This is a genomic window from Planococcus halocryophilus, assembly GCF_022489025.1.
In the GTDB taxonomy this organism is placed as follows: domain Bacteria; phylum Bacillota; class Bacilli; order Bacillales_A; family Planococcaceae; genus Planococcus; species Planococcus halocryophilus_A.
Genome location: NZ_JAKVTG010000002.1, coordinates 12,381 through 32,005, shown reverse-complemented (window position 1 = coordinate 32,005; position 19,625 = coordinate 12,381). Strand labels below are relative to the sequence as shown.

The following is a 19,625-nucleotide window of genomic DNA, read 5'->3' as shown; positions in this document are numbered from 1 at the left end:
GGGGGCGTCATATGCGCGGTGAGCGGAGGCTTATGAATGGTTCTAGAGAAATACGCGCGGTCCGGGAGAAGATATGCGCGCAGGAAAAAACTTGCGCGCGGTGGCGAGACGCTTATGCGCGTTCCACAGAAAATACGCGCGTACGGGTTCGGGACAAGAATTTCTTTCTACGTAGAGCGTAGCGAGTGGCGACGATGTGTGGGTTTTAGTGCTTTTCGCTCGCGAAAAGCGGGGCATTCGTGTTTTTGGTTTTGGCGTGGGGAGAGTGGGAGGTCTTGGAAGCGTCATATGCGCGGTGAGCAGAGGCTTATGCACGGTTCTTGAGAAATATGCACGCTCCCGGAGAGGATACGCGCGCAGGAAAAAACTTGCGCGCGGTGGCGAGACGCTTATGCGCGCTCCACAAAAAATACGCGCGAACGGGTTCGGGACAAGAATTTCTTTCTACGTAGAGCGTAGCGAGTGGCGACGATGTGTGGGTTTTAGTGCTTTTCGCTCGCGAAAAGCGGGGCATTCGTGCTTTTGGTTTTGATGTGGCGAGAGTGGGAGGTCTTGGAGGCGTCATATGCGCGGAGAACGGAGGCTTATGCACGGTTCTTGAGAAATACGCGCGGTCCAGGAGCGGATATGCGCGCAGGAAAAAAATTGCGCGCGGTGGCGAGACGCTTATGCGCGTTCCACAGAAAATACGCGCGAACGGGTTAGGGAGAAACATTTCTTTCTACGTAGAGCGTAGCGAGTGGCGACGATGTGTGGGTTTTAGTGCTTTTCGCTCGCGAAAAGCGGGGCATTCGTGTTTTGGTTTTGGCGTGGGGAGAGTGGGAGGTCTTGGAAGCGTCATATGCGCGGTGAGCGGAGGCTTATGAATGGTTCTAGAGAAATACGCGCGGTCCAGGAGCGGATATGCACGCAGGAAAAAGCTTGCGCGCGGTGGCGAGACGCTTATGCGCGCTCCACAAAAAATACGCGCGAACGGGTCCGCGAAACGCAAAAAAGCCTCTCACTTGAGTGAGAGGCTTACATTTTATTTACGCAAGTGATAAGAGCGAGCTTTTGATTCTCCCACTCTATTTAAATCGAGCTGACTTAGCATCCTCGTAGCTACGGATCTAGATTCAAATCCGCAAAACTCGCGAAATTTTTGATTGGTAATAGTGGTTTCAACAAAACTGAAGTATTCTTGGATTGCCAAAAGATGAGCTGAAGGATTTCGAAAACCGCAATTTTTACACATCCAGTTTTTATTCAGTCTTAGCATGCCGAGAGACTGACAGGAATCGCATTGAACGCCGGACTGCAGTTCTTTGGGGTCAATAAAGTAGTAGCTACATAAAGGGGGTTGTTCATAAGGGGTTTGATTGGTCAAAATCAATTTCTGGATTTTCGCCAGTTTGCAATTTTCGGCTTCAAGGGGGAAAGCCTGCAGAATTCTTAGCAAGTATTCAATCATTTGATAGGTTTTGCATACATAAACGCCTTGCGGCTTGGAAATAAATTCGCAATCTTTCGCAGTAAAGACGATCAGTCCAGAAATCGGTAAATTAATTTTTTTCATTTTAAAATAATGTGTGAGGAAGCGAATGTGTTTCCTCAGTTGGATTTTCGGGTTTTCCATAACGGAGCGCTCGCCTGCTAAATTAACGCGAGAAAATTCGCCCGTCTTTTCATCGAAATGTAGCTGTCCACTAATGTTTTTGGACTCGATAATAATTGCTCCTTTTTCAGTAAGCAGGAGCCCGTCCATTTGCACAGACCAAGTACCGATTTTCAAATTTACATCCCATAAAATACGGAAATCTTCCTCCATATAAAACTCGTTAAATTTTCTTCTGATACGTTCTTCGCCACGTTTGCCAGCGGTCGTCCAGGAGAGTTGTTGCTCAAGAAACTGTCGCTGTGGGTGTTGAGGGCTGAGCCTAGTGAGCAATAGTGCTAAAGCTTCTGCTTGTGACAATAAACCAATTGTTTTTGTTATATGAATTCCTCCTTTGTGTGAATTACTAGAATTATAGCATTCTCATCGGTCCTGCAAAAGCTTATTTTCAAGACCCTAATTACCGGCTTTTCGCTAGCGAAAAGCGACAAAACCAAACGACTTGCTCTTATGCACGTTTCCCGGAAAATACGCGCGGCCCGCGAGAAATACGCACGATGCGAAGAAAATACGCGCGGCCCGCGAGAAATACGCACGGCCACAAAAATGCGATCACCCGCTACACAGCTAGCCCCATCTTGACAGCGTCTTCATTTTAGATTACACTCCTACCTTGGCTTACCTATTTCGATAGGCAGAGCGGGTAGGGAGAGGGCTAATTTAATAGAAGGTTATGACTATGTTTAATTGGATGGATCGGTTTTTCGGTCTTCAGGAAAATGACACGACAGTTAAGCGTGAAATGACAGCGGGCTTAATCGGCTTTTTTACGGTGGTCTACATTATAGCCGTCAATGCGCTGATTTTGTCGGAAGCAGGCATGCCGCTTGAAGCAGCAATTGTTGCGACGATTGTGGCATCGGTTTTTGGCTGTTTGCTCATGGGTTTTTGGGGCAATGCACCGATTTTGTTAGTGCCAGGTATGGGCATTAATGCGCTATTTTCTTACACAATGGTTCAGTCAATGGGCTTGTCGTGGCAAGAAGCGCTAGCGGTTGTATTTGTGTCAGGCGTGATCTTTGTGGCGGTAGCCTTTACGCGTTTTGCGAAAATGCTGAGCGCTGCAGTGCCGCATTCGCTGAAAGAAGCCATTACTGTCGGACTCGGCTTGTTCTTAATGTTAATCGGTCTGGAAAAAGGCGGCATTGTTGAGCGAGGCACGAGTTCGATTTTGGCACTTGGTTCACTAGCTGATGCACACGTATTGGCGACAGTACTGACGGTCATTATTGCGGTAGTTTTGTTTATCCGCAACGTGCCAGGGAACTTCCTGATTACCATTGTCGTTGGAACCATCATTGCTGCATTTTTCGGACTCATCGATTTAGGCAGCATGAACGAGTCTTCGATCAATGCGGCAGAAGCTTTTGCAGTATTTGGCGCTTTGTCTTTTGGCAATATCTTATCCACAACATTTTGGGTGGCGGTATTTTCACTGACAATGGTGTTGGTGTTTGAAAACATTGGACTGGTTCATGGGCAAGTGGCGTTTATCGAGCGTCCTGAGAAATTCAGTCGTGCTTTCCAGGCGACATCTGTGTCTGCAATGACGTCTGGAATTTTCGGTACAAGTCCAACTGTCGCGACAGTTGAAAGTGCTGCCGGCATGACAGCTGGCGGTCGGACTGGACTAACGTCGATTACGGCAGGACTGTTATTTCTCATTGCTTCGTTTTTCATTCCGGTCATCAAACTGATTCCAGATAGTGCAATTGCACCAATCTTGATCATCATCGGCTTTTTGATGCTTCAAAACATCAAAAACCTCGATATGAAAGATATGAGCGAAAGCTTTCCGGCTTTGCTGATTGTGGCGTTAATACCGTTTACGTACAGCATTGCTGATGGAATCGCGATCGGCTTTATTATGTACCCGATTTTAAAAATTGCTGTCGGCAGAGGACGCGAAGTATCTCCGACGCTTTATGTCATCGCTAGTTTATTCTTAGCGAATTTCATTTTTCATTATTTAGGATAATCAATACACAGTAACGCACTTGCTGAGCAAGTGCGTTTTTTTCTGTAGCAGTGTACAATAAAGACAAGAAGATTCAAAAGGAGCGGATACAGATGAAATACAACAAATCCAAAATGGAGCAATTGGTCAGTGATCATCCGGAATTGAAAAAACGGTTGAAAGTGCTGAAGGATGAGATGGAGCTTGAAAAAGGCTTTGCGTTAAAAGCGCTTTATCACTCAGAAGTCACAGACAATGGACCTTATCAGAAAGATTACCAAGATCTTGATTGGCAATAAAATCATACGAAAAACGCCCTCAATTTAATTATTGAGGGCGTTTTTTATAAGATTAAAACTTTTGCTCAGCTAGCCATTGTTGCCAAACTTTTAAATCGGTACCAAGGTACCAGCGATTGTTTTCATCCAGCTTTGTTTCGACGCCTTGACCGCCAAGAATAAACTGCATTTCTGGCTTAGCTTTAGATAAGGTGTCCATGTACTGATTAGCTAACTTCATCAATGCTGGAGAAGCGACTGAGATACACATTAATTTGAAATTGTGTTTAACGACCATTTCTTCTAATCCTTCAAGTGGTGTATCGGGTCCGATATAAACGACAGAAAAACCATTTTCCCGCAAAAACAAAGTAAATAGAAGCAAGCCTAATTGATGCTGTTCACCGCTTGGGCTAAGCGCCATCACTTTTGGTAAGGTTGGCGAGGTCGGGAAAACACGGAAAAACTGATTAAAGCGTTGCTGGACAATATGCGTGATCATGTGCTCGTGAGCGACACTGATGATACCATCTTCCCAAGCTTCTCCAATACGAATCATTAACGGTGCAATGATTGAAAAAAAGACTGTTTGGTGATGGAATAAAGAAAAGTGCAAATCCAATAAATAATTAAAGCGTTCAGTATCCATTTCAGCGGCAGCTTGAAAAAGTTGCTTTATTTGTTCGTTATATTCCGAGTTATCATTTTGAGAAAGCTCTTCTTTAGGCGCAATGAATTGGTGACGCGAAGCGTGTAATTTTTTTACAGCTTCACTGATTTTCATACCTTTGTCCTGTACTTGTATTTTAAGCCATTTCAAATCTTCCAGATTTTGATCCGAATACAAGCGATGTCCAGATTCTGTTCGGGCAGGAGTAATCGCACTGTAGCGCGTTTCCCACGAACGAATTGTCACTTTCGGCATATCTAAGATTTTGGCAGCTGCTTTAATGTTATACATAGCATTACCTTCATTCTATAGATTTATAGTTGATGTTGTACAAATATTATACAACGTATAAAATGACCCGTAAAGCCGGAGCCGAGCGCTAAGCTTCCGAAAATAAAAACTTATTTTAACTATCTAAAAAACGGGTTCTCCTGAGAGAACCCGTAACTAACCAATAGTAGATGCTTTTACAGCACGCGAACGTTGCCAAACGACTGTAATTGCAAGTGTCAGTAGCAACATCATAAGACCTAGAATGAACGGGAAGACGATATTGACATCGTATAAAATTCCCGCAAGTAAAGGACCTGCTACATTGCCAATACTCATATAGGCGTTGTTCATACCCATCGCAAATCCAACTTCGCCTTCAGCCATTTTTGAGATTAACGTATTCAAAACAGGACGCAAAATAGAAGTGGCTAAGAAAATCACAAGCGAAACTGCAAAGAACATCGCATAACTTCCGGCAAAAAGAGATAACAAGAAACCAAACGCCGCCACTCCAAGAAATGTAACAAGAATAGCAACTTCGCCGTAACGGCGAACGATGCGGTCAACCACAAACAATTGCACAATCACGCTGACAATTCCGGTTGCGGTAATCATAAAGGCGATATCTTTCGCAGTGGAATTGAATTGATTGTCTAAATAGAGTCCAACTACGGATTCATATGCCAGTAACCCAAAACTCATGACGAGCGTAATAATCAACGGAATGAAATAAGGCATCTTCGTAGAGCGTCCGATTTTGGTGAACATGGATTCTTCGTCGGTTAATTTAGCGGCAAGTGCCGGATTGGCATCCGTCGCATCATATTCTTTTAACCATAAGACAGAGAAAATAACAGCGGCCAAAGAGACGAGTGCTGAAACGAGAAAAGGCAGCTTTAACGAGTAATCTGCTAAAAACCCGCCAATGCCTGGTCCGACAACAATGCCAAGAGACATCGAGGCAGAAACAAGACTCGTGCCTTTTGCACGTTGGTCAAATGTCGTGATGTCTGCGATATAAGCAAAAATGGCAGGAATTAGCATCGCCGCTCCGATTCCCCCAATAACACGAGAGAAATACAATGTCCAAATAGAGTCGGAAGCATAGAACACAAACATAGAAAGGGTTAAGCCGAGTAACCCATAAATAATCATTTTTCGACGACCGTATTGATCTGCCCATTTTCCGGCAATCGGCGAAAAAAGAAATTGGGAAGCGGCGAAAATAGCAATCATTAAGCCAGCTGCCATACCGCCTTGATTAATGGATACAAGATAGGAAGGCATAATCGGTATGACAATGCCAAAGCTTGCGACCGCGATGAACATATTAATCATCAAAATAAAAATTTTCTTCTTTTGATCTGGCGACATGGCAGTTAGCCTCTTTTCTTCTATATAAATTTTCGTGAATTTATTTTCTACAACTTTTCTATAGTATTTCAGCTGTAAAACGATTGTCAATAGAATTGACTTGCTATTTTTTCCATTCATTATCGGAGTGAAGTAATTTTTATTTTTATTGCAAGAAATAAGGATTGGCTTAAGGGTTTAGCGCTTTATATTGTTGCAGGATTGTGAAGAAACATGGACAGAAATCCTTCTGGAGGAGTCTAGCTATTCTTGAGAATGAGGCGAATAAGATATAATTAATGTACAGGCTAACAAAACTAAAGCCTTCGAAAGGTGATAAGGATGGACAATAAACTTCATCGGATAAAAGCCATGGAATTACAGGACCGAGTTGTATCTGCTGATGAGGCAGCGTCTTGGATCAAAGATGGAATGACACTCGGGTTAAGCGGATTTACACGTGCAGGAGATGCTAAAGCAATCCCTTATGCATTGGTTCGTCGCGCCGAAACAGAGCAGTTTAAAGTGAATGTCTTTACAGGAGCTTCTTTAGGCTCGGATGTCGATAAATTAATGGCAGAAGCAGGAATCGTTCATAAACGAGTGCCATTTCAAGCAGATCCAGCAATGCGTAGAAAAATAAATAACGGTGACATCATGTTTGTTGATCACCACTTGTCTCAGACGGCTGAATGGATTCGAGCGGGAGTTATAGAGCCAATCGATTTTGCTGTTATTGAAGCATTGGAGATTACAGAAGACGGCATGATTATTCCCACTACTTCAGTCGGCAACTCGTCGGTTTTTGTCAAACATGCGAAAAACGTTATTATTGAAATCAATCTTTCGCAGCCTGAGCTATTTAGAGGGGTTCATGATATTTATGAACCTGGCAAGCAAGGGCAACGTTCGCCGATTCCGTTAACACATGTTCACGACCGGATTGGAACAATCGGAATACCGGTTGACCTGGAAAAGGTGAGAGGAATCGTTTTTACTGAGCAAGCCGATTCGCCATCAACGATTTTGCAGTCAGATGAGGAAACGGAAATGATGGCAGGACATTTATTGAATTTCTTAAGAGCGGAAGTAGCATCAGGAAGGTTGACCAATCAACTTGCTCCTTTGCAATCTGGCATTGGTTCAGTAGCGAATGCGGTTCTTCACGGGTTGGTCGATTCGGAGTTTCACGATATGGAAGTATATTCAGAAGTTCTTCAAGATGCCGTTTTTGATTTGATTGATGCAGGGAAAGTGAAATTCGCTTCGGCATCTTCTATTACTTTGTCTAAAGAAAAAATGGCACAAGTATTTGGGGATTTTGAAAAATATCAAGACAAAATTCTTTTACGGCCACAAGAAATTACCAATCACCCCGGAATTATTCGCCGACTTGGATTAATTTCGATTAATACTGCGTTAGAGTTCGATATATACGGCAACGTGAATTCAACACATGTATCTGGCACAAGAATGATGAACGGTATCGGTGGATCTGGAGACTTTGCGCGTAACGCCCGATTATCGATTTTTGTAACGAAATCGATTGCTAAAGAAGGCATTATCTCAAGTGTAGTGCCATTTGTTCCGCATGTTGATCATACGGAGCACGATGTGGACATTGTGGTGACTGAGCAAGGTTATGCAGACTTGCGTGGACTGGCTCCGCGTGAGCGAGTGCCTATCATTATTGAAAACTGCGTCCACCCGATGTACCGAGAACAAATGCGTGCTTATTATGCCGAAGCTTTATTACGTGGCGGTCAAACACCACACGTTTTAGAAAAAGCATTTTCATGGCATGCCAATTTAGCGACTAACGGCAGCATGTTGCTATCAGAGTAACTTTTGAAACCAGCCTTTTACGGGCTGGTTTTTTTAAATAGAAGAAAAGATTTTCATGTATAATCGAAACATGGATTCGAAACGGGAGGGTTACGATGAAAAGCTTTACACTAGGTTCGCTATTAGACGTTATGGGAGAATTGTTTTCTGATGAAATTTCAATAGCTGTAACAAATACAAAAGAGTACATATATTATCGCCCAAGCAAACGAGTAGATTTGAAAATCAAATCTGGAGATCCAGTCAAGCCAGGAACTATTGCCCACAAAGCATTGCAGGCCAATCAGAAAACATCTGAGTTTATCAATCGCGAAATTTTTGGCGTACCTTATCACGGCATGGCGGTGCCATTTGAGCACGAAGGTGAACTCCAAGGTTGTGTTATGGCCATTTACCCAGCATTTACAGAAGGGAAATCGGTGGTAACGGTGAAAAGTCCGGATGGCTGGAAACCAATTCCATTTACAGAAGTAAAATATTTGGAAGTAAAAGACCGCAAAACCCATGTATACGCAGAAGGATATTCCGGCACAAATAAAAACTCGCTTCAAGAATTTGAATTCTTGCTACCACGCGAATCGTTTATCCGTTGTCATCGATCGTTTATCGTCAATGTGCATCATATAAAAGAAATTTACCCAGATACACATTCGACATTCATGCTAGCAATGGACAACGGCGTAAAAATCCCCGTCAGCCAGTCCTATTCAAGCTACTTCAGAAAACTTCTAGGGTTCTAGAGAAAAGCGAAAGCAGCCATGTAGCTCCGACTAGCGCTGGAAGCCTTTCAGGTAATGGCGGTTTATGCCATTGCAGGAAAGGCTGAAGCGACTCGAGGAGCTGGCTGCTGTAGCTAGACAAAGAGAAAAGCGAAAGCAGCCATGTAGCTCCGACTAGCGCTGGAAGCCTTTCAGGTAATGGCGGTTTATGCCATTGCAGGAAAGGCTGAAGCGACTCGAGGAGCTGGCTGCTGTAGCTAGACAAAACGAAAAGCGGAAACAACCGGTTAGCTCCGACAGGCATAAGACGGTCTGGTGAAGTGGCGTATTTCCAGCCACACAGCCAGACCGACTTATGACCCGAGGAGCTGGTTGTTGTAGCTAGACAATAAGAAAAGCGAAAGCAGCCATGTAGCTCCGACTAGCGCTGGAAGCCTTTCAGGTAATGGCGGTTTATGCCATTGCAGGAAAGGCTGAAGCGACTCGAGGAGCTGGCTGCTGTAGCTAGACAAAGAGAAAAGCGAAAGCAGCCATGTAGCTCCGACTAGCGCTGGAAGCCTTTCAGGTAATGGCGGTTTATGCCATTGCAGGAAAGGCTGAAGCGACTCGAGGAGCTGGCTGCTGTAGCTAGACAAAACGAAAAGCGGAAACAGCCGGTTAGCTCCGACAGGCATAAGACGGTCTGGCGAAGTGGCGTATTTCCAGCCACACAGCCAGGACGACTTATGACCCGAGGAACTGGCTGCTGTAGCTAGACAATAAGAAAAGCGAAAGCAGCCATGTAGCTCCGACAAAAAACTGTCACAAAGAAAAATAATAAAAGTGCCTGTCCAATTTTTACGGACAGGCATTTTTATGTTTGTTGTGAAAAATATGCTGCTTAAAGCATTTGATTTACTGCTTTGTAGCATTAAACGCTTTTCCACGCTGTAAAAATCGGTGATGCAAAAGAATAAGTTAAAATTATCTAATAATTAAGTGTTACTAGATAATGCAAACATTACACCCTTTTTAGAAGCTATGCGATTTTGAAGGGAGCGCAAACTTATGAAAACGCTTTATTTAATCCGACGAACAATTAAAACAAATAGTGAAAGAGAGTGATAAATAATGGAAAAGAAATTAGACCGAATCAAAGCGAAACAGTTACAAGAACGAGTAGTGACTCCGCAAGAAGCAGCTTCATGGATACAAGACGGCATGACGCTTGGACTAAGCGGCTTTACACGAGCAGGCGACGTGAAAGCGGTTCCTTTAGCGCTAGTTAAGCGAGCAGAAAATGAACGCTTTAAAGTAAATGTTTTTACTGGTGCTTCTTTAGGTTCTGATGTTGATCGACTTTTTGCAGAAGCGGGTATTGTGAACAAACGCTTACCTTTCCAAGCAGAACCGACCATGCGCAAAAAAATCAACGAAGGTGACATGTTGTTTGTCGATCATCATTTATCACATACGGCAGAATGGATTCGTACAGGAGTGACAGAGACGATTGATTTTGCCATTGTGGAAGCCTTGTCGATTACAGAAGACGGCATGATCATTCCAACAACTTCCGTTGGAAACTCTGCTGTGTTTGCCAAGCACGCAAAAAACATCATTGTGGAAATCAATACGGCACAGCCGGAATTGTTTGAAGGCATTCATGATATTTACGATACAGGAAAACAAGGTGAACGATTACCGATTCCGTTGACAGCAGTTGATCAACGCATCGGAACGAAAGGTATTCCAGTCGACATGGAAAAAATCCGTGGAATTGTTTTCACTGAACAATTGGATTCACCATCAACTATCGTGCCACCTGACGAAGAAACAAAAATCATGGCGGATCATTTACTTGAATTTTTACGTTCGGAAGTTCGTGCAGGGCGATTAACGGAGAAATTGGCTCCATTGCAATCAGGTATTGGATCGGTCGCTAATGCCGTTTTGCACGGCATGATTGATTCTGAATTCGAAGATTTAGAAGTGTACTCAGAAGTATTACAGGATGCTGTTTTTGATTTAATGGATGCCGGAAAAGTAAGCTTTGCATCTTGTTGTTCGATTACGTTATCCGAACCAAAAATGAAACAAGTGTATGGTGAATTTGAAAACTATCGCAATAAAATCGTAATGCGTCCACAAGAAATTTCCAATCATCCTGAAATTATCCGCCGACTCGGATTAATAGCGATCAATACGGCATTAGAATTTGATATGTATGGAAACGTTAACTCAACACATGTATCGGGTACAAAAATGATGAACGGCATCGGCGGTTCCGGTGATTTTGCTCGAAACTCGCGCTTGGCGATTTTTGTAACGAAATCAATTGCCAAAGGCGGCAACATTTCAAGCGTTGTCCCGTTTGTTTCCCATGTAGACCATACAGAACACGATGTAGATGTAGTAGTAACAGAGCAAGGGTATGCAGATCTTCGCGGACTTGCACCGCGTGAGCGTGTAGAAGTGATTTTGGCTAACTGCGTTCATCCGACTTATCGTGCTCAACTTCGTGAGTATTACGACGAAGCATTAACACGCGGCGGACAAACACCGCACGTGTTAGAAAAAGCTTTCTCCTGGTACACCGACCTAGCGAAAAACGGCACCATGCTACAGAAAAAAGAGCAATTAGTATAAAGAAAAGCAGAAGCGCCCGTGTAGCTCTGACGGGCATAAGACGAACCGACGAAGCGGCTTTCTTTGCCGCACAGTCGGGTTGGCTTATGACCCAAAGAGCTGGGCGCTGGAGCTAGACAAGAAGGAAAGTGGAGGCTCCCGTGTAGATTCGACGGGCATAAGACACTCTGGCGAAGCGGCGTTTTTTCAGCCGCACAGCTCAATTTATTTATAAGCCACCAAAACCAGGTTTGCTAAAAGCGCCTGGTTTTTCTCATTTTTATCGGTTTAAATAGGGAAATGAGCTCAAAGAGTTCATTTCTTTTTACCCAAGCTATTTCTTAAGCCCTTGATATGACACGGTTTTTTTATCAGATTTTTCTGTCTAAACAAAAATAGTTGTTGTCAAGCGATATTTTTAGTATTATAATAAGCAATTGTGAAATTTGAAATGAGGGTTCTAAAATGAAAAATTCCATCTATGGAATAACGATAGACCAGTTAAAAGAATGGTTTTTAGAAAACGGCCAAAAAAAATACCGTGCGGAGCAGGTATGGGATTGGTTGTATATTAAACGTGTCACTGAATTTGCGGAAATGAACAATCTTTCGAAAGAGTGTATTCAATTGCTTGAAGACAACTTTTCGATTCGTACGTTAAAAGAAACGGTTAAACAAGAATCTGCAGACGGCACTATCAAGTTCCTTTTCAAAATGCATGACGGCAACTTGATTGAAACGGTATTGATGCGCTTTAAATACGGAAATTCTGTGTGTGTAACAACACAAGTTGGTTGCAACATTGGTTGTAGTTTCTGTGCCAGCGGACTATTGAAAAAGAGCCGCGATTTAAATGCGGGCGAAATTGTCGAGCAAATTATGCAAGTACAAGCGCATTTTGATACACAACAAAAAGACGAACGTGTCAGCCATATCGTAGTCATGGGTATCGGTGAACCATTCGATAACTATACGAATTTGATGGGCTTCTTAAACATTGTAAACTCGCAAAAAGGCTTGGCTATTGGAGCTCGCCACATCACGGTTTCTACTAGTGGGATTGTGCCGAAAATTTACGATTACGCAGACGAAGGCTTGCAAGTAAATCTTGCAATTTCAATTCATGCGCCAACAAATGAATTGCGTACGCGTATCATGAAAATCAACAAAGCATATCCAATCGAGAAGCTAATGGCTTCTATCGATTACTACTTGGAAAAATCGAATCGTCGTATCACGTTTGAATATATTTTATTGCGTGATGTGAATGACCACGTTGAAGAAGCAAATCAATTAGCGAAATTGCTAGAAGACAAGCGTCACTTGTCATACGTGAACTTGATTCCATACAACTCAGTTGATGAGCACGATCAATATCAACAAAGTACACCAGAAGCAATCAGTGCGTTTTATGATGCATTGAAGAAAAAAGGCATTAACTGTGGCGTACGTCACGAACAAGGCGCAGACATCGATGCTGCTTGTGGTCAATTACGAAGCAAACAAATCAAAAAAGATAAAAAAGAAGTAACAGTTTAATAAACAGCAGGATTCCTGATTTTCAGGAACCATAGACCACAAACAACTCGAGTTGTTTGTGGTCTTTTTTGTTTAATTCATGAAACTTATCGAACGTTAAGAGCGTATTCATCTTTATAGGATGAATTAGTTAACTTTAAGCTAATAAGGGGAGTGAGGAATTGAAGAAGATTCTGTTCATAGTACTTTTACTTGGAACAATCGTTTTAGCTGGCTGTAGCGATGTTTCAACATACGATGATAATGAAGTAGCAGCTACTGTAGACGGTCATGAGATTACGATAGGTGATTTGCGTTTTTTGTATTCTGATGAAACCGCATTAGATTATCTAGATTCGGTAATAGTGGCAGAACTGATCAAACAAGAAGTACAAGAAATGAATCTTGATATTTCTCCTCATTTAATGACTGAAGAAAATCAGGATGATTTTGAAAAACTCCCTCCTGAAAACACAGAAGATGAAGGCAGTAAACAAGTTCGTAAATATGCCATCGCTCAAGCGAAAAAATTAGGTATGACACCCGAAGAATTTCAACAACAATACGCTAAAAAACTCAATCAACAAAATGCTTATATCAATACGTATCTTGAAGAAAAATTAGGTGGGGGAGACATTAACGACCCAAAGTGGATGGAGGAATTTGGAGAAGAATACAATAATTTAGTAGAAGAACTGGTAGAAGAAAATGAGAAAGAAATAGAAGTGTTAATTGATTAATATCTAGTAGAGTAGACTAGCGATAAAAATCTAGTTTTGTATCTTTTATCAGTAAGAAGAATTTTATAAAGACTATAGTATTCTCAGAAACTATGATATAGTGATGTCGAAAACATAAATAAAAACACCACTAGGGGAGCCGGATATCGGCTGAGACGAGCATAAGCTCGGACCCTTTGAACCTGATCTGGATCATACCAGCGGAGGGAAGTGGCGGACCGTCTGCTATTTTCTTATCGACTGCATACGCCGCTTCCCTTTATTGGGGAGCGGCGTTTTTATTTTGTGTAAATGAACACAGAAAAGGGAGATGGAGAAATGACTTTTTGTAAAGAAGTAAGAAAAGAATGTGACCACCTATGGCAGGCGAGTTTTGATCATCCATTTGTTAAAGGAATTGAAGATGGGACATTGCCGGTCGATATATTCCGTTTTTATGTCATGCAAGACGCTTATTATTTATCCCATTTCGCAAAAATACAGGCAATTGGTGCGTCTAAAGCAAAAGATTTGGAAACGACTCAACGCTTTGCGATTCATGCCGCACATACAAGTACTGCCGAATTATCTCTACATCAATCATTTATGAAAATATTAGAAGTGACAGAGGAAGATTGGGCAGCATTCGAGCCTTCTCCTACAGCGTACGCATATGTCTCTCATATGTATCGCGCATCTGCCGGAGAATTAGCAGATGTATTGGCTGCTATTTTACCTTGTTATTGGTTGTACTATGAAATCGGCGAACGTTTGAAAAATGCTGAGCCTAATCATCCGATTTATGATCGTTGGATTGAAACATACGGTTCCGAAGAATTTGGGGAGCTTGTTAATGAACAAATCGAACGGATGAATCAGTTAGCAGAAGAGTTACCAGAAGCGCGACGTAAAGAACTAAAAGACCATTTTCAAAAAAGTAGCTATTACGAATTAAACTTTTGGGATCAAGCGTGGAGAAAAGAAACATGGTCTATAGAGACAATTGAAAAAGTGGGTGTCTAATATGTTGCAGTTAATAAAAGAAAAAAATCCACTGGTTCATTGCATCACCAATCATGTGGTATCAAATTTTCAAGCGAATGGTCTTTTAGCAATCGGCGCATCGCCCATTATGGGAGAAGCTCCTGAAGAAGCAGCAGAACTTGCCGCATTATCTCAAGCCTTGTCTTTAAATATCGGAACTTTGCATGCTGAATCGCTAAAAAGCATGTTGATTGCTGGAAAAAAAGCCAATCAATTAGGGATTCCGGTCGTACTAGATCCTGTGGGAGCAGGTGCAAGTGACTTTCGTCTAAAGGCTGTTTACGAAATTTTAGAAACAGTACACGTTAACGTTCTTCGTTGCAACGCAGGAGAGCTTGCGGCAATAGCTGGGGAACAGTGGGAGTCAAAAGGCGTTGACGCCGGAGAAGGCTCTCTAGACGTTAAACAGCTTGCTGTTACCACTTCGAAAAAATTAGGATTACTCGTAGCAGTCACAGGACCAGTAGATATCGTGACAGACGGGGAATCCGTTATGGAAATCCCTTATGGAGACCCAATGATGGCCTCTATTACGGGGACTGGTTGTTTATTGAGTAGCGTGGTAGCTGCAGGTCTTGCTGTATCCACTAAAAAACCGGTAGAAATCGTTCGTGATGTTTTACGCTTTTACGCAATTGCAGGTGAACAAGCTCGTCAAGAATCCCAATTGCCTGGGGACTTTCAGCAAGCTTTTATGAATCAATTATTCAGCTTGACGGAAAGGGAAGTAAGCAAGCGAATTTCTTTGCAGGAGGAGACGGTATGAAAAAAACGCCACAAACTTTGACTATAGCAGGTTCAGATTCAGGAGGAGGGGCGGGCATCCAAGCCGATTTAAAAACGTTTCAAGAGCTAGGTGTTTACGGGACTTCTGTAATCACTGCGGTCACAGCCCAAAACACAACAGGTGTAAATGCCATTTATCCGATGTCGGTCCAAGCGATTCAAACACAATTAGAGGCAGTAGGCGACGATTTTGACATTAGCGCTTTGAAAACAGGCATGCTATTCAATCCTGAAATTATTCAAGAAACAGCTAAGGCAATCCAGCAATACGGGTGGAAAAATCTAGTCGTAGATCCGGTTATGATTGCAAAAGGCGGAGCTGATTTATTGCAACCAGCTGCTGTAGCAGCATTAAAAACACATTTATTGCCTTTAGCATTATTAGTCACACCGAACATTCCAGAAGCAGAAGCTTTAACCGGCATTTCTATTACAGATGTTTTTAGCCGCCGCCGTGCAGCAGAGCGGATTTTATCATTAGGAGCGCAAGCGGTTGTCATTAAAGGTGGACATGGAACAGACCCAGAGTATGCGGAAGATTATTTTTTACATTTGAACGGTGAATCGGCAGTATTCCGTGCCGCTCGCATTGCGACAAACCAAACACATGGCACGGGCTGTACATTCGCAGCGGCAGTAACGGCCCAGCTCGCTAAAGGTCGGGGACTGAAAGAAGCGATTTTGACGGCGAAGGAGTTTATCCAAGCAGCGCTCAGTGACCCACTGAATATTGGCAAAGGTCATGGTCCTACTAATCACGGAGCTTACCAAATGAGAAGACACGAAAAGACAGAGGTAAATAAAATTGAGGTTTTCCAATAAACCTGCCATTTACTTTGTAATAGGTTCTCAAAATTCAGGGGCAAGAGACCCTTTGAGCATATTAGAGGAAGCGCTTGAAGGAGGCATCACGCATTTTCAGTTGCGTGAAAAAGGAAAGGGAGCTTTAACAGGTGCAGCATTACGAGATTTTGCGTTGCGTTGTCAACAATTATGTCAAAGCTACTCAGTTCCATTTATCATTAATGATGATATCGAATTAGCGTGTAGTATCGGGGCTGATGGTGTTCATGTAGGTCAAGATGACGAAACAGCTTCTCAAGTACGTCAGCTGATTGGAGAAAATAAATTATTAGGTGTTTCTGTTCATTCTGTAGATGAAGCAAGGCTAGCTATTCAAGACGGCGCTGATTATGTTGGAATGGGTCCTGTTTTTGGTACGACTTCTAAAACTGATGCGAAAAAGCCTGCGGGGGTCGAAGAAATAATAGCAGTCAAACGCGAATTTCCCCAATTGCCAATTGTGGGCATTGGAGGAATTACACCAGAAAACGCTGATCAAGTGTGGAAGGCTGGTGTATCAGGTCTTGCAGTTATTTCGGCAATAGCGAATGCGACCGATATTGCCAAACAAGTAGAGGCTTTTCAACTATCTTGTAAAGAAGGGATTGGAAGATGAACACAAAAAAACTAATCTTAATGGCTATGTTTGTTGCGATAGGAGTGGCAGGTTCTGCTTTTGTTTATTTTCCTGCGGGTATTGCCCGCGCGTATCCAATACAACACGCAGTCAATGTGATGGCGGCAGTTCTCTTTGGTCCAGGTCCTGCGGTATTAATTGCTTTTTTGACCGGAACCGTTCGAGTATTGACTGGCACAGGTTCACTATTAGCTTTTCCAGGTGGTATGATTGGTGCACTTTTGGCAGGCGTTATGTATGCCAAGTTCGGTAAAGTTTGGTTCGCTGCAATAGGTGAAGTAGTAGGGACAGGTATCATCGCTTCTTTAATAGCAGTCCCTTACGCTCGACTTTTATTAGGCACAGAATTCGGAGCTTTGTTTTTTATTCCTCCTTTTTTCATCTCTAGCTTAACCGGCGCCATATTAGGTATGCTATTGGTCGTGCGATTGCGCAAAGTAAACACACTGCAAGTATGGCAATAGAGATTAAATTTAAGTGAATGTTTATTATTTTCCAATTAGGGAAAAAGAATAGATATAGAATTTAATAAAGGGAGTGGACAGAATATGGTAAAAGTTGCAGTTGAGCATCCATTTACATCAGTACGCGAAGCACTAGAGAAAAAGGGTTATCAGGCAGATATGCTAGAGGAGAAATCAGATTCAACTGATTATGACGTGATTGTTGTAAGAGATCAGGCAGATTTAGCTGATTATCACATGAGCGTATCGCTTGTTGAAGCTAAAGGTCGTACATTATATGAAATCGTAGAAGAAGTAGAAGAGCGTCTTGTACGCGGTGGGAAAATTCATAACCCACAATCCACTGAAACCGATCGCAAAGAAAGTGGCGGAGGCGGAGGATTCTTAATCGGTGCTGCAACGGGTGCAGTAATCGGAGCGGCAGCAGGACTATTACTAGCGCCGAAAAGCGGTAAAGAACTTCAAGAAATCGTTAAAGAAAAAGCAGTTACGTTAAAAGAAGAGAACGCTGAAGGTTCGGGTGGGGCAATAGATCAAGTGAAAGAAAGAGCCAACCAACTAAAAGAAAGAACAAATGATATAAAAGAAACAGCTAAAGGCAAAGCCGATGAACTTAAGGCCAAACGTCTAGAAAAACAAGAAGAAAAAGAAGTAAAGAAACAAGAAAAAGCGATTGAAAAAGAAGTTAAAGAGCAAGAGAAAACAATGAAAAAAGAAGAAAAACAAGAAGAAAAAGCTGAAAAAGAGCATGAAAAAGCTGAAAAAACAGTAGAAAAAGAAATTAAAAAAGCTAATAAAGAAGCGGATAAAGAAGAAAGCGGAACTGAAGTTGTCGATTTAAAAGATGCTACTATCACAAAAGACAATGCAGGCAACGTAACGGTAAAAGCTGAAGATCACAATAAAAAATAATCATTAAAAGGTGCCTTCCAACTTAGTTGGAAGGCACCTTTTTGAGTTCAAACTGATCACTTTACACGTTTGATACTTCATCTATGGATTCATGAGCTTTTGGTTCAGGTACGCGAGATAAGACAATGAGTCCGATTACAAACAAGACAACAAGGCTGAATACGCCCATATTGGATTTGCCGGTTACTTGAGAAGTAACGGCTACAAGCAACGGTCCTAGGATTGCTGCAAACTTGCCGAAAATATTATAAAAGCCAAAAAATTCATTGGAATTTTCTTTCGGAACAAGTTTGCCGAAATAAGAACGGCTTAGTGCTTGAATACCCCCTTGGCTCGTTGCTACAAGCATAGCAAGAATCCAAAAATCTGTAATGGTCTCAAGGAAAAAGGCGTAAATGCAAATCACGATATAAACGCAAATTCCCACATAGAGCATTTTTTTGCCTGTAAATCGGTTAGCCAAACGACCATAAAGAATGGCAAATGGAGCAGCCACTACTTGCGTAACAAACAAGACAATTAGCAAGCTCGATGAATCCAAACCTAAATCAGTTCCATAAGCAGTCGATAAGGCAATAATTGTTCCGACCCCATCAATATAAAAGAAATAAGCGATTAAAAATAACACTAACGCGCGGTATTGACGGATTTCTCGGATTGTTTTACCTAGGCGTTTAAAGCTCTGGCGCACAAGACGTGGTTCTCGTTTAATATAGTGAACTTGTTTAACGTGACGGAACATCGGAATTGAGAAAATAATCCACCAAATGGCAGTGATTAAAAATGCGATTCGACTAGCGATGGTCACGGAAATGGGCAGTACCCCATTTTGGGACAATAGAATAATTGCGATTGAGAGGATAAATGGAATCGTTGAGCCGATATACCCCAATCCGTAACCAAAAGAGGAGACGCTGTTCATACGTTTTTCTGTCGTGACGTCTACAATAAATGCATCGTAAAATAAATTAGCACCGGTCGCGCCAAGAGCAGCGAATACGTAACAAATTAACATCAATAACCAATTTTCATTTGGTATAAAAGCTAGTAGAGCTGTTGAAATGGTTCCTAACAAAAAGAAACCGACAAAAAAGCGCTTTTTCATGCCTTCGTAATCAGCGATAGTGCCTAATATAGGTCCAATCATCGCTAATATGAACGTGAAGATCGCAATCGTATACCCTAAGTAAGCTGTAGAGTCGGATAAACTAACACCCGCTCCAGTAGCTGAAGCTTTATAGTAAATTGGGAACACGGCTGTCGTAATAATAATAGAATAAGCAGAGCTTCCCCAATCGTATAACGCCCAGCTTTTTTCTTCTTTTGAATACTTTTTCATGGTTTAATCC

The 19,625-nt window shown here is 42.2% G+C and carries 17 protein-coding genes and 1 riboswitch; of the genes, 13 read left to right on the top strand and 4 right to left on the bottom strand.

Annotation, left to right across the window (positions count from 1 at the left end):
- Positions 1–1,024 precede the first annotated feature (1,024 nt).
- Positions 1,025–1,954, bottom strand: coding sequence for a nuclease-related domain-containing protein (locus tag MLE13_RS03055; protein WP_240747989.1), 930 nt, complete (start codon positions 1,952–1,954; stop codon positions 1,025–1,027).
- A 379-nt stretch (positions 1,955–2,333) separates the two neighbouring features.
- Between MLE13_RS03055 and MLE13_RS03050 the strand changes: the two genes are divergently transcribed.
- Entirely contained in the window at positions 2,334–3,632 is a 1,299-nt protein-coding gene (locus tag MLE13_RS03050; RefSeq protein WP_240747988.1) for an NCS2 family permease, read from the top strand.
- Positions 3,633–3,724: 92 nt separating this feature from the next.
- Positions 3,725–3,910 carry a hypothetical protein gene (locus MLE13_RS03045; RefSeq protein ID WP_008498283.1) on the top strand — a complete coding sequence of 62 codons (186 nt, stop codon included), beginning with the start codon at positions 3,725–3,727 and terminating at the stop codon, positions 3,908–3,910.
- 52 nt (positions 3,911–3,962) lie between these two features.
- Here MLE13_RS03045 and MLE13_RS03040 read toward each other — a convergent pair whose 3' ends face one another.
- Positions 3,963–4,850: a MerR family transcriptional regulator gene (locus tag MLE13_RS03040; RefSeq protein ID WP_240747987.1), complete on the bottom strand. Its 888-nt coding sequence runs from the start codon at positions 4,848–4,850 to the stop codon at positions 3,963–3,965.
- 156 nt (positions 4,851–5,006) lie between these two features.
- Positions 5,007–6,206: an MFS transporter gene (locus tag MLE13_RS03035; protein WP_240747986.1), complete on the bottom strand. Its 1,200-nt coding sequence runs from the start codon at positions 6,204–6,206 to the stop codon at positions 5,007–5,009.
- 321 nt (positions 6,207–6,527) lie between these two features.
- Here MLE13_RS03035 and MLE13_RS03030 point away from each other — a divergent pair, with 321 nt between their 5' ends.
- The 11 genes from MLE13_RS03030 to MLE13_RS02980 all read left to right on the top strand — a co-directional run bounded on the left by MLE13_RS03030 (position 6,528) and on the right by MLE13_RS02980 (position 18,276).
- On the top strand, positions 6,528–8,030 hold the full coding sequence (locus MLE13_RS03030; protein WP_240747985.1) for a succinate CoA transferase: 1,503 nt from the start codon (positions 6,528–6,530) through the stop codon (positions 8,028–8,030).
- A 95-nt stretch (positions 8,031–8,125) separates the two neighbouring features.
- Positions 8,126–8,770: a LytTR family DNA-binding domain-containing protein gene (locus tag MLE13_RS03025; protein WP_240747984.1), complete on the top strand. Its 645-nt coding sequence runs from the start codon at positions 8,126–8,128 to the stop codon at positions 8,768–8,770.
- Positions 8,771–9,859: 1,089 nt separating this feature from the next.
- A complete protein-coding gene (locus MLE13_RS03020; protein WP_240747983.1) occupies positions 9,860–11,374 on the top strand; it encodes an acetyl-CoA hydrolase/transferase family protein in 1,515 nt (504 codons plus the stop codon).
- Positions 11,375–11,818: 444 nt separating this feature from the next.
- Positions 11,819–12,892, top strand: coding sequence for a 23S rRNA (adenine(2503)-C(2))-methyltransferase RlmN (gene rlmN / locus MLE13_RS03015; RefSeq protein ID WP_240747982.1), 1,074 nt, complete (start codon positions 11,819–11,821; stop codon positions 12,890–12,892).
- Positions 12,893–13,053: 161 nt separating this feature from the next.
- Entirely contained in the window at positions 13,054–13,611 is a 558-nt protein-coding gene (locus MLE13_RS03010; protein ID WP_240747981.1) for a SurA N-terminal domain-containing protein, read from the top strand.
- Between the two features lie 122 nt (positions 13,612–13,733).
- Positions 13,734–13,837: riboswitch (TPP riboswitch) on the top strand.
- A gap of 92 nt (positions 13,838–13,929) precedes the next feature.
- Positions 13,930–14,613 carry a thiaminase II gene (tenA, locus tag MLE13_RS03005; RefSeq protein ID WP_240747980.1) on the top strand — a complete coding sequence of 228 codons (684 nt, stop codon included), beginning with the start codon at positions 13,930–13,932 and terminating at the stop codon, positions 14,611–14,613.
- Between the two features lies 1 nt (position 14,614).
- On the top strand, positions 14,615–15,400 hold the full coding sequence (thiM, locus tag MLE13_RS03000; RefSeq protein WP_240747979.1) for a hydroxyethylthiazole kinase: 786 nt from the start codon (positions 14,615–14,617) through the stop codon (positions 15,398–15,400).
- Positions 15,397–16,242, top strand: coding sequence for a bifunctional hydroxymethylpyrimidine kinase/phosphomethylpyrimidine kinase (thiD, locus tag MLE13_RS02995; protein WP_240747978.1), 846 nt, complete (start codon positions 15,397–15,399; stop codon positions 16,240–16,242). Before thiM ends, thiD begins: the two co-directional genes overlap by 4 nt.
- Positions 16,226–16,879, top strand: coding sequence for a thiamine phosphate synthase (gene thiE / locus MLE13_RS02990; protein ID WP_240747977.1), 654 nt, complete (start codon positions 16,226–16,228; stop codon positions 16,877–16,879). Before thiD ends, thiE begins: the two co-directional genes overlap by 17 nt.
- Complete coding sequence (gene thiW, locus MLE13_RS02985; RefSeq protein WP_240747976.1) at positions 16,876–17,364, top strand: energy coupling factor transporter S component ThiW; 489 nt, start codon at positions 16,876–16,878, stop codon at positions 17,362–17,364. Before thiE ends, thiW begins: the two co-directional genes overlap by 4 nt.
- An 84-nt stretch (positions 17,365–17,448) precedes the next feature.
- Entirely contained in the window at positions 17,449–18,276 is an 828-nt protein-coding gene (locus MLE13_RS02980) for a YkuS family protein (RefSeq protein WP_240747975.1), read from the top strand.
- 61 nt (positions 18,277–18,337) lie between these two features.
- On the opposite strand, the gene MLE13_RS02975 is transcribed toward MLE13_RS02980, so the two are convergent.
- Entirely contained in the window at positions 18,338–19,615 is a 1,278-nt protein-coding gene (locus MLE13_RS02975; protein ID WP_240747974.1) for an MFS transporter, read from the bottom strand.
- Positions 19,616–19,625: the final 10 nt, after the last annotated feature.